Origin of the sequence: Kitasatospora sp. NPDC002227 (assembly GCF_040296285.1) — a bacterium.
Lineage (GTDB): Bacteria > Actinomycetota > Actinomycetes > Streptomycetales > Streptomycetaceae > Kitasatospora.
The window spans coordinates 24255-34667 of sequence record NZ_JBEOWY010000070.1 but is presented as its reverse complement, the minus strand read 5'-3'; the positions used below and the strand labels follow the sequence as shown (position 1 = coordinate 34667).

The following is a 10413-nucleotide window of genomic DNA, read 5'->3' as shown; positions in this document are numbered from 1 at the left end:
GCCCCGCGCGGTCTCCCTCCGCGGGGGGGGGCACGCGCTCACCATAACCGTACCGCCCCCTGTGGCGTTCTGTCAGGCTCCGCAGGAGCCACGGACCTTGAGCCCCGGCAGCAGGTCGATCCGGCGCACCGGCCGCCTCGCGTCCTCGAGGCGCCCGAGCAGCAGTTGCGCTGCCACCGCGCCGACCGCGTGCTTGGGCGGCGCCACCGCCGTCAGCGCGGGCAGGGCGAGCGCGGCGTGCACGTCGTCGTAGGAGATCAGGGCGAGGTCGTCGGGCAGCTTCAGGCCCCGGGCCCGCAGCAGCGGGGGCAGCTGGATCGCGGCGTGGTCGTTGTGGACGAGTGCGGCCCGCACGCCCGCCGCGACGCCTGCCGCGATCCGGTCGGCGGACTCCTCGACTCCCCCCTGGCCGGGGCCGGAGTCCAGGTCGACGGGCGGTTGCGGTTCGAGGCCGAGCAGCCGCACGGCCTCCGCATAGCCCAGCCGGACTTGGTGCGAGGTAGCGGTGTCGGTACGGGCGCACAGCGTCACAGCCCGGTGGCCGAGCGCCGCGAGGTGCCGCAGGGCGAGCAGGACGCCGTGGCGGTGGTCGGAGCCGACGGCGTCCAGCGCGGCGCCGGGGCCGCCCGGGGCCGCCCGGCGTTCGACCAGGACGGCGGGCACGGGCAGCTCGTCGAGCCAGCCGAAGTGCCCGTCACGGCCCTCGGGGCCCCAGTTGGGGGTCAGCAGCAGCCCGTCGACGGAGGAGGACTCCAACAGCCGCCCCGCCTGCGCGCGGTCGTCCGGGGACTCGTACGGGGCGATGCCCAGCACCAGGCGGGCCCCCGCCGCCGCGGCCGCGGCACGCGCACCGGCGATCACTTCGTCGAAGTAGGAGCCGACCGTGGGCACGAGCATCCCGATCACCCTCCCGCGCCCTTCGACCGGGAGGGCCCCCGCCGGGAGCGAGACCGTGCCGTGGGAGCGACGCAGCAGGCCGGCCCGGGCGAGCGACGCGATGTCCCGACGGAGGGTCACCTCGGGTATCCCGAGCTGCCGGGCCAGATCCACGACACGCACCGTCCCGAGTTGGCGCACCGCGCGGGTGACCCACCCCCGCCGGACCTCCGCCGACACGCTCACGGGCCTCCCCTCCCCCGGCGTCCGACGCCGTTCTGCACCAATCCGGTCGGATCAATTTCTATCATTCGATCGCCAATCGATCGAAAGAGCGACCACCAACCGGGCAGGGCCAGCTCCGGGAGGGGCCGACCGGTCATCGCGAGAGACCTGGGACTCCTTCGCACGGAACCGCACTCCCCGAAATCCGGCTCGGACGACCCCGCTCACGGTAAGAGCGATCAGATGACCACGTCAATACCATTCGATCGAATATGAGCAACCGATCGCTCTACAGGTGCAGTCATGTGCCATTCATGTGCCGCCCGCAGCTTGTCCGGAGCAGCCGCCGATCCTAGGTTTCTGCGCATCGGACGACCGCCGCGAACCGGTCCCGAACCCCAGTCCTGGCACCGGAATTCCCCCTCCGCCCCGCTGCGCGCGGCAGGCCACCCGCCTCAGCCGGCCAGGCTTCCCCGACCCCCACCCGGAGGACGCACATGCTGTCACGAACTGTGCTCCGAGCACGGGCAGCGCTCGCTGCCCTGCTCCCCCTGGCCCTGGCGGCCACCGCGGCCGGCACCGGGGGCGCACCGCCCGCCGCGGCCGCGACCCCTGCGTACACCATCACCACCGGCGCGACCGGCACCTATGCCTACGCCGACGACACCCCGGCCTACCCCTTCATCGACAGCAACGGCAAGTTCTACTTCCAGTCCTCCCACTCGCTGTACGGCGGCAGCCAGGGCCGCGCCTGGCAGTTCTGGACCGGGACGGACATCGACACGGCCGTCACCAAGGCCGCGATCTCCGCCACCGCCGACAACGCCGACACCACGGTGCGCTGCAACAACAGCCCCACCGGCCTGATGTCCGCCTACGACCCCAAGGGCTCCCCCACCTCGGGGTACGCCGAGCGCAACTACTGCGACCTGATCGGTGTCTGGATCGACCCGGACACCGGCACCTGGTACGGGCCCGTCCACAACGAGTTCACCCCCTCGCCGTTCGGCGACGGGCTGCACTACGACTCGATCGACTACGCGCAGTCCACCGACCACGGCGCCACCTGGACGATTCTGGACCACATCATCACCTCGCCGTTCACCACCTGGCGGGCGAACGACCAGCTCTGGACCATGGCCGCCGACGGCAGTGTCCGGCTGGGCAGCGGCAAGTGCCTGGACGTCACCGGCGGCGGCACCACCGCCGGCACCGCAATCGGTACGTACGGCTGCACCGGGGGCAGCAACCAGAAGTGGACCGTCACCGGCACCACCCTGGTCAACCCGGCCTCCGGCCTGTGCCTGACCGCCTCCGGCACCGGCGCGGGCGCCACCTTCACGCTCCAGAGCTGCGGGGCCTTCCCCACGACCCAGGCGTTCGCCACGCCGGCCTCGGGGGCCAAGGGACAGATCAAGCCGGCCGGCACCACCAACTGCATCGACGGCTCCACCGCGCTGCAGCTCGCCGCCTGCAACGACCCCGCCAAGGACGGCCGCGCCCAGTTCCCGAACCAGACCTATTACTACGGCGACGGCGACCCGAAGCTCTTCGTCGACCACGCCTCCGGCTACTTCTACCTCTACTACGACACCCAGATCCTCAACCAGGCGGGCGGCGGCCGGGTCGACCTCGGCCACGTCGCCCGGGCCCCGATCTCGGCCAAGATGGCGCCCTCCTCCTGGACGAAGTGGTACAACGGCGCCTGGACCGAGCCGGGCACCGGCGGCAAGGAAGCCGACCTGATCGCCTCGGACGGCACCACTCCCGGGTACATCAACGACGCCTACAACCCGTCCGACACCGGCACCACCGCCCAGCAGCTCACCGCCGGCCAACTGCCCAGCGCCGCGCCCCTGGCCTGGCTGGACGTCGCCTACGACGCCTACCTCGGCAGGTACATCAGCATGGCGCGCCCGGAGAACCCCACCACCTCCAGCCCGCTGCACGTCTACACCACCGCCGACCTCGCCACCCAGAAGTGGACGGACATCGGCACGGTCAGCAACCCCAGTGGCGGCGCCTGGTACCGGTCGCTGCTGGACGGCACCAGCAGGACCGCCAACTACCTGGTCGGCAAGACCTTCCGCAACTACTGCATGTACAGCTGCACCCCGACCAGCGGCACCGAGTGGGTCACCACCACGATCGACGCCGCACCGGCCGACCTGCCCGTCCCGCCCGTCAGCCCGGGCACCGCGTACGGGATCGCCGCCGGCAACGGCCAGTACCTGGTGCAGTCCGGCACCAGCCTCACCAGCAGCACCTCCCCCTCGCAGGGCTGGACCTTCACCCCGACAGGTGACGGGTTCTTCACCGTCACCAACGCCGCCTCGGGCCAGAACATCGGTGTCGACGACACCACTGACGCCGGCCGGGCCTGGAGCGCGCCGCTCACGCCGGGCACCGGCAGCGGCGTCGGCCGGCAGTGGTTCCTGCAGACCGTCAACGACACCGGCCTGCCGGCCGGCAGCTACCGACTGGTCAACCGTTACAGCGGCCTGGCCCTCAGCCTGGGCTCCGGCAGCGCCGCCACCGCGCCCCAACGGGACTGGACCAACCCCGGCACCGCCGGCGACACCCACGCGGTGAACGCCCAGACGCTCACCTTCCCCACCGTCTCCGGCCCGGCCGGCCTCCTGCCCACCGGGAACTTCGAGTCCGGCAACCTGCCCGGCTGGACCGCCCACAACGCCACCGTCGTCACCGACACCGCCGCCCACAGCCCCACCCACGACCTCCAGCTGAAGTCCGGAGCCGGTGACTACGCGACCATGGAGTACACCGTCACCGGGCTGACGCCCAACACCACCTACACCTACTCCGGCTGGGTCCGGGCCGACTCCGGCAGCTCCACCAGCTTCGGCGTGAAGAACTTCGGCGGCGCCCAGGTCGGCGTCCACAGCTCGGCCACGGGCTGGACGGCGGTGTCCGTCCCCTTCACCACCGGCCCCGGCAACACCACCGCCACGGTGTTCTGCTACCTGCCGTCCGCCTCCGCCACCTCCACCTGCGACGACCTCAGCCTGACCGCCGGCTGACCACCGCCACCCGCCCCAGGGCCCGTACACACCTTGGGTTCCACGGCGGACCGGCCAGAGGTAGCGCAACGGGCGCAAGCCCACCGGCGCGCAGAGGAAGGTTCTGCTACCGCTTGACGCGGTGGCAGAACCTTCCGGCCCGTCGTGGTACCTGTGCGAGGCGGACCAAATCCGCATCGCCGACCGGCTTCGGCAGAAGGCCACGATCAGCGCGATTACGGTCGAGCTGAGCCGCAGCCCGTCCACGATCAGCCGGGAGATCCGCGGCGCCCTCGCCTGGGGCCCGCTCGCCGTCCTGACGCCCGTCGGCCTCACCGGGTTGGCCATCGCCGTCCCCCTGCTGCGCCGCCGCGGCCTCGCGCCATGACGCTCCGGAGCAGGACGAAGGGCCCGACCGCCGTGGTCGGGGCCCCGTCACGTGCCGTCAGCCCGCCTCCACCGCCGGGACGACGATCAGCGGGCAGCCTGTGTGCTCCACCAGCGCGTGGCTCACCGACCCCAGCAGGAGCCCCCGGAACCCGCCCCTGCCACGCGCACCGACCACCAGGCACCGCGCACCGGCCGCCTCGCGCAGCAGGGTGCCCAGCGGGCGGCCGAGCGTCGTCGTGAATTCCGCCTCCACCCGGGGGTGCCTGGCGCACAGCTCGGCGGCCGAGCGCAGCAGCTCGGCCTCGGCCCGGTCGACTGCCTCCTCCCGCCCGCCGGAGTCCGGTTCGGTCCTGGCCCGGACCACTCGGACCACCCGCAGCGGCACCTGATCCCGCTCCGCCCGGGCGAAGGCGTGCGCCAGCGCCGCCAGCGAGCTCGGCGAGCCGTCCACCCCGACCACCACCGCCGGCCGCCCGACCGCCACGGCGGCGTCCTCGTGCACGACCGCCACCGGGCAGCGCGCGTGGGAGCTGAGCGGCACGGCGAGCGGCGGCAGGGCAAGCACCTGCTCGACTACCGGCCGGTGCTTGGCGCCGACCACCAGCAGCGCCGCGTCCGCCGCCTCCGCGAGCAGCACCGGGGCTCGTCGCCCGGCGACCGCCCGGGGCTCCACCACCACCTCGGGCTGCCACTCCTCGACCAACTTGCGCGCCTGCGCCAGCACCACGTCGCCACCCGCACGCAGGTGCTCCGCCAGCAGGCCCGGCGCCTCCCCGTCGTCCTGCGGATGCTCCAGGGCGTGGACCAGCCGCAGCGCCCGGCCGGTGCGCGCGGCCTCCTCGGCGGCCCAGGCCAGCGCCGGCCGGCCGGCCGTCAGGCGGCCCACACCGACCACTACTGCTCCCTGCTCGAGGCTGTTCATTCGTTCCTCCTCGGTCCCTGCCGGTCCGTCACCGGCCCGCCCGACGCTGACAGCCCGCCCGGCGCAGGCGGCAGGGCCCTGCGGTGCCGACCGCCCGGCCCGAAGGTCCCGGGCGCGCCTCCTGGGGGAGGCCCTCCACGTCATGCATCGCAGGTGAGCCTCCTCCGCCCCCGGGACCAGTGGCCCCGGGGACGGGACTTCCCGGCCCTGCCCGGGGCCCGCCCGGCTGTCCGAGGCTGGGTGCCATCCGCAGAACGCGCGGGTGGCACCACGAGGCTTGGGACACGACGTGATCAACAGCGGACGGACCACCAAGGGCTCGCCCCGGCTGACGCCCGTCGTCGTCCCGCGCCCGCCTCACCTCGACGGTCGGCCCGGGGGCGTCTTCACTCTCCGGGGCCACGGACGACTCGGCCGGTTCGGCTTCACCGACCTCGCCGACAAGCTGCGGTTCACCACCACCGTCGCCACCGCGACGATGCCGTACATCACCAGTCGGGTCGCCCGCCGCTCGGCGGGCGACCGCCCGTCCGTGATCCCGCACGGCGCCCGCAACACGCCGTTCACCAGCTGCTCGGCCTCGACCTGCCCGTCCCCCCGGTCCACCGCGCCCTGACCGACCCGGCCGCCGTGCTCGCCGCACTGCGCACCGCACTCGTCCGACCCACCCCCTTCAGGAGAGGAACTCCCATGACCCGCCCCCTGCTTGCCGCTGTCGACGGTTCGCCCGAGAGCGCCGTCGCCGCCCGCTGGGCCGCCGACGAGGCCCGCCGGCGCCGCCTGCCACTGCGCCTGGTGCACGTGCGGACCTGGCTGGACGGCCTCCCGGGCAGTCCGGACGTCCGTGCCCTGACCGACCGGATGATGGAACTGACTGAGCGTCAGATCAATGACACCCACCCCGGTCTGAAGATCGAGACCTCGGTGGTCGAGGCCGACGAGCCGGTCGAACCGCTGCTCAGGCAGGCCGAGGCGGCCGAGCTACTCGTGCTCGGTTCCCGGGGGTTGGGCGGCTTCACCGGGCTGCTGCTCGGCTCGGTCGGCCTGGCCACCGCCGCCCGGTGCGAGATCCCGACCGTGCTCGTCCCGGCCGGCTCCGCCGAGCGGCCGGGCTTGCCGGACCAGCCGGAGGTCGTGGTCGGCGTGGACACCAGCGCACCTGATCCCACCGTCCTCGAGTTCGCTTTCCGCGAGGCGGCCCTGCGCGGAGCGACGCTGCGCGCCGTGCACGCCTGGGCGGTGCCGCCGGTGTGGGGATACGCCCGTGGCGTGGCGCCGGAGAACGGGCTGGAGCAGTTCCGCGCGCTCGAGCGCGAACTGCTCACCGATGCGCTGACCGGCTGGCGGGAGAAGTACTCGCAGGTCGAGCTGGTCGAGGACAGCCGGGTCGGGCCTGCCCCCGCCGTCCTGCGGGATCTCTCCGTCGGGGCCGCGCTCCTGGTGGTGGGCCGTCGGCGCCGCTCGCACCGCGCCGGGATGCACCTCGGCCCGGTCGCGCACGCGGTCCTCCATCACACCCCGATCCCGGTCGCGGTCGTCCCGCACGACTGAGCCGCGCTACGAAAACGGTGCCGGCCCCCGAACCCTCGGGGGCCGGCACCGTTTTCAGGCTCCGTGGACGGTGGTGCCGGTCGTCCCGAGCACCGTGCCGAGCGCGTCGTCCAGCGGGCCGATCGCGGCCAGCCGACCGGTGCGCTCGACGAAGGCGGCGGCCGCCTCCGCCTTGGGCCGCATCGAGCCCGCCGGCAGCTCCAACCGCCGCAGCTGTGCGGGAGTGGCGGTGACCAGCGGGCCGGGGTGAGCGGTGCCGGACCGGGTGAAGACGTGGGTGACGTCGGTGAGGACCAGGAGCGCGTCGGCGTCCAGCTGCTCCGCGAGCAGTTCGGCGGTGCGGTCCTCGTCGATCACGGCCTCGATGCCGCGCAGCCGCCCGGTGTCCTCGTCCCGGACGACCGGGACGCCCCCGCCACCGGCTGCGATCACCACCGTTCCGGCAGCCGACAGGGCACGCATCACCGACAGTTCGGTGATCGCTACCGGCCGGGGCGAGGGCACCGTGCGACGCAGGTGGGCGCCGTCGTGGCCGGTGGTCCAGCCCCGGTCGAGCTCCAGCATCCTGGCCTGCCGCTCGGTGAGCCGACCGCCGATGAACTTGTCCGGGTGCTTCAGCGCGGGGTCGTGCGGGTCGATCTCGGTGTGGGTGACCGGCGCGGCGACGCTGCGGCCGGGCAGCCGGGCGGTGAGCTCACGGGCGAGCAGGGTGCCGATCATGCCCTGGGTCTGGGCGCCGAGGACGTCCAGCGGGTAGGGCACGGCCAGCACCGGGTCGGTCCCGCTCTCGGCGGCGAGCAGGCCGATCTGCGGTCCGTTGCCGTGCGTGATCACCCGGTTCTCGGCCTGTTCGAAGACCAGGGATGCGGCCGGCTCGAAGACCTCGTCGGTGACTTCGAGACCGTCCAGGCCGTACTGCTCCCCGAGCTCCGCACCCAGCTCCGTGCGCCGGTCGTGCAGGGCGGGCAGGCAGTGCAGGAAGGCCGTCTCCGGGTTGCCGGTGGCCGCCAGGGTCTTGGCGTTCACCTGGTACGGCAGCGCGCGCCTGGGCCCGGTTCGAGCCCGTCTGGTCCGGAAGGGCCCCCCGTCCGGGCCCCGGCTCCCGCTCCTGACCCGAACTCACCAGCCGGGCGTGGCGGGACCGTCGGGCTCCCGGAGCCGGGACCAACGGCCCTGGCAGTACTCACCGGCCCCGGCCGAGCATGGCACAGCCGCCCGGGAGCGGCGTCGACCGATCCCCATCATCCGCGCAACTCCCGGGCGGCTGCGCCGTGTCCGTCTCCTCACCCCGCCCCACCGACGCCCCTCCACCCCCTCAGGAGTCCTGATGCTCTCCGCCCAGTCCGCCGCCGTCGTGAAGGCCACCCTGCCCGTGGTCGCCGCCGCGATCGAGGACATCACCCCGCTCTTCTACGCCAAGATGTTCACCGCCCACCCCGAACTGCTCCGCGACCTCTTCAACCGGGGCAACCAGGCCAACGGCACCCAGCGCCAGGCCCTCGCCGGGTCGATCGCCGCCTTCGCCTCGGCCCTGGTCACCGAACCCGCCGGGCTGCCGGACGAGATGCTCGCCCGGATCGCCCACAAGCACGCCTCGGTGGGCATCACCCCCGACCAGTACGAGATCGTGCACACCCACCTCTTCGAGGCCATCGCCGAGGTGCTCGGCGATGCGGTCACCCCGGAGGTCGCCGCCGCCTGGAGCGAGGTCTACTGGCTGATGGCAGACACCCTCATCGCCGCCGAGCGCGGGCTGTACCAGCAGGCCGCCACCGAAGGCGGCCAGGTCTGGCGCGACTGGACGGTCGTCGACCGGCTGACACGGACCGCCGACGTGGTCACCTTCCGAGTCCGCCCGGCCGACGGCTCACCGCTGCCGTCCTTCCGCCCCGGCCAGTACGTCTCGGTCCAGGTCCAACTGCCCGACGGCGCCCACCAGATCCGCCAGTACAGCCTCTCCGGCGACCCCGGTGACACTCTTCAGTTCACCGTCCGCCGGCTCACCGGCACCCCGGCCGGCGAGGTCTCCAACCACCTGTACGACCACGTCCTCCCGGGCGCCGTCCTCCGGCTCAGCCCGCCCTTCGGCACCGTGACCCTCACCGACGGCGACGGCCCGCTGCTGCTCGCCTCGGCCGGCATCGGCTGCACCCCGATGATCGGCATGCTCACCCACCTGGCCGCCGCCCGGTCCACCCGCCGGATCACCGTCATCCACGCCGACCGCGACGAGCGCTCCCACGCCTTCCGCACCGAACTCGCCGAGCTGGTCCGCGCCCTCCCGGGCGCCACCGCCCACGTGTTCTACGAGCACCCCACCGACGACCGGCCCACCGACCGCACCGGCCTGGTCGACCTCACCGGCATCGAGATCCCCGACAGCACCACCGCCTACCTCTGCGGCCCACTCCCCTTCCTCCGCACCGTCCGCGCCCAACTCCTCAACCACGGCATCCACGCCGACGCCGTCCACTACGAACTCTTCGGCCCCGACCTGTGGCTCCCCCACCTGGGCTGACACCCGCCCCGACCGCGGGCCGGCCCGGTTCTGAACCACTTCTTGGCAAGTGGTCGGGCAGACTGTCCACCGCAGTCGGCCCGCCGACGGCAGGAGTGCACGGCGTTCAGCTCGAGGGGCGGATGAGTGTCCAGAATCGTCACGACGGAGCCCCCGACCGGGACAACGGCGGTGGAGTCCGGCCCGGAGGGGAACAGGCGGCTGACCGCGCTGACCGGCGCCCTCCTTCTCGTGCTGTTCGCCGCACAGGGTGTGACGATCCTGTTCCTGGACACCATGCTCAGCTGGCACTTCGTCCTCGGCCTGGCCCTGCTCGGGCCGGTCGGCCTCAAGGTGCTCGTCACCGGCCACCGGTTCGCCCGCTACTACACGGGCGCTCCGGCCTACCGCCGCGAGCGGCCTCCGGTGACGCCGTTGCGGCTGCTCGCACCGTTGCTCGTGGCCCTCACCGTCGCGGTGCTCGCCACCGGGTGCACGCTGGCCCTGGGCGGCCGGGACGCGGGCGGGCTCCCGGTCCTGTTCCTGCACAAGGCGAGTTTCGTGTGCTGGGTGGGAGTCGTGGGCCTGCACGTGCTGGCCCACGTCTGGCGCCTGCCCAGGCTGGTCGGCGCGGAACTGCCCCGTCGCCGCACGTCGCGGCGGAGCGCGGGCCCGGTGCCAGGACGTGGGTGGCGCTGGACCGCACTGGCGCTCTCCCTCTGCGTCGGCACGGCGCCGGCACTCTACGGGCCGGCCCTGGCGACCCACTGGACGGACGGAAGGGCGCAGCACGGCCTGCGTGCTCCGGGCGGACACCGTCATGCGGTCGGTCCAGGGCACTGACACCCCCGACCGGGCCCCACCGCCGGGGACTGTTCGGCCCAAGCGGCTCGCCCCCCGCGCGGGGCACCATGGCAATGGGTGGTGACCGA

Annotated in this window: 7 protein-coding genes and 2 pseudogenes; 6 read left to right on the top strand and 3 right to left on the bottom strand. The window is 73.4% G+C overall.

Features of this window, described 5'->3' with window-relative positions; translation table 11 throughout:
- Positions 1-72: 72 nt before the first annotated feature.
- A complete protein-coding gene (locus ABT095_RS35890; protein ID WP_350533798.1) occupies positions 73-1122 on the bottom strand; it encodes a substrate-binding domain-containing protein in 1050 nt (349 codons plus the stop codon).
- A gap of 476 nt (positions 1123-1598) precedes the next feature.
- Between ABT095_RS35890 and ABT095_RS35885 the strand changes: the two genes are divergently transcribed.
- Positions 1599-4142 carry an RICIN domain-containing protein gene (locus tag ABT095_RS35885; RefSeq protein ID WP_350533797.1) on the top strand — a complete coding sequence of 848 codons (2544 nt, stop codon included), beginning with the start codon at positions 1599-1601 and terminating at the stop codon, positions 4140-4142.
- A gap of 64 nt (positions 4143-4206) precedes the next feature.
- Positions 4207-4407, top strand: a pseudogene (locus ABT095_RS38935) (helix-turn-helix domain-containing protein); the annotation flags it as partial.
- 159 nt (positions 4408-4566) lie between these two features.
- Here ABT095_RS38935 and ABT095_RS35875 read toward each other — a convergent pair.
- On the bottom strand, positions 4567-5433 hold the full coding sequence (locus ABT095_RS35875) for a universal stress protein (protein ID WP_350533795.1): 867 nt from the start codon (positions 5431-5433) through the stop codon (positions 4567-4569).
- Positions 5434-5722: 289 nt separating this feature from the next.
- Here ABT095_RS35875 and ABT095_RS35870 point away from each other — a divergent pair, with 289 nt between their 5' ends.
- The gene (locus ABT095_RS35870) at positions 5723-6049 is read left to right on the top strand and encodes an oleate hydratase (protein ID WP_350533794.1); all 327 of its coding nucleotides are present in this window, start codon (positions 5723-5725) and stop codon (positions 6047-6049) included.
- Between the two features lie 74 nt (positions 6050-6123).
- Positions 6124-6984 (top strand): universal stress protein, encoded by an 861-nt coding sequence (locus ABT095_RS35865; RefSeq protein WP_350533793.1) that lies wholly within the window; start codon positions 6124-6126, stop codon positions 6982-6984.
- Positions 6985-7038: 54 nt separating this feature from the next.
- Here the strand turns inward: ABT095_RS35865 and ABT095_RS35860 are convergent.
- Positions 7039-8019 (bottom strand): annotated as a pseudogene (locus ABT095_RS35860) (amino acid kinase family protein); the annotation flags it as partial.
- A gap of 292 nt (positions 8020-8311) precedes the next feature.
- Here ABT095_RS35860 and ABT095_RS35855 point away from each other — a divergent pair.
- Positions 8312-9502 (top strand): globin domain-containing protein, encoded by a 1191-nt coding sequence (locus ABT095_RS35855; RefSeq protein ID WP_350533792.1) that lies wholly within the window; start codon positions 8312-8314, stop codon positions 9500-9502.
- Positions 9503-9628: 126 nt separating this feature from the next.
- Positions 9629-10324, top strand: coding sequence for a hypothetical protein (locus ABT095_RS35850; RefSeq protein ID WP_350533791.1), 696 nt, complete (start codon positions 9629-9631; stop codon positions 10322-10324).
- Positions 10325-10413 lie beyond the last annotated feature (89 nt).

Excerpts from the sequence above, each read along its gene's own strand:
- ABT095_RS35855 (WP_350533792.1), top strand. The coding sequence starts at position 8,312 with ATGCTCTCCGCCCAGTCCGCCGCCGTCGTGAAGGCCACCCTGCCCGTG.
- ABT095_RS35875 (WP_350533795.1), bottom strand. The coding sequence starts at position 5,433 with ATGAACAGCCTCGAGCAGGGAGCAGTAGTGGTCGGTGTGGGCCGCCTG.
- ABT095_RS35885 (WP_350533797.1), top strand. The coding sequence starts at position 1,599 with ATGCTGTCACGAACTGTGCTCCGAGCACGGGCAGCGCTCGCTGCCCTG.
- ABT095_RS35865 (WP_350533793.1), top strand. The coding sequence starts at position 6,124 with ATGACCCGCCCCCTGCTTGCCGCTGTCGACGGTTCGCCCGAGAGCGCC.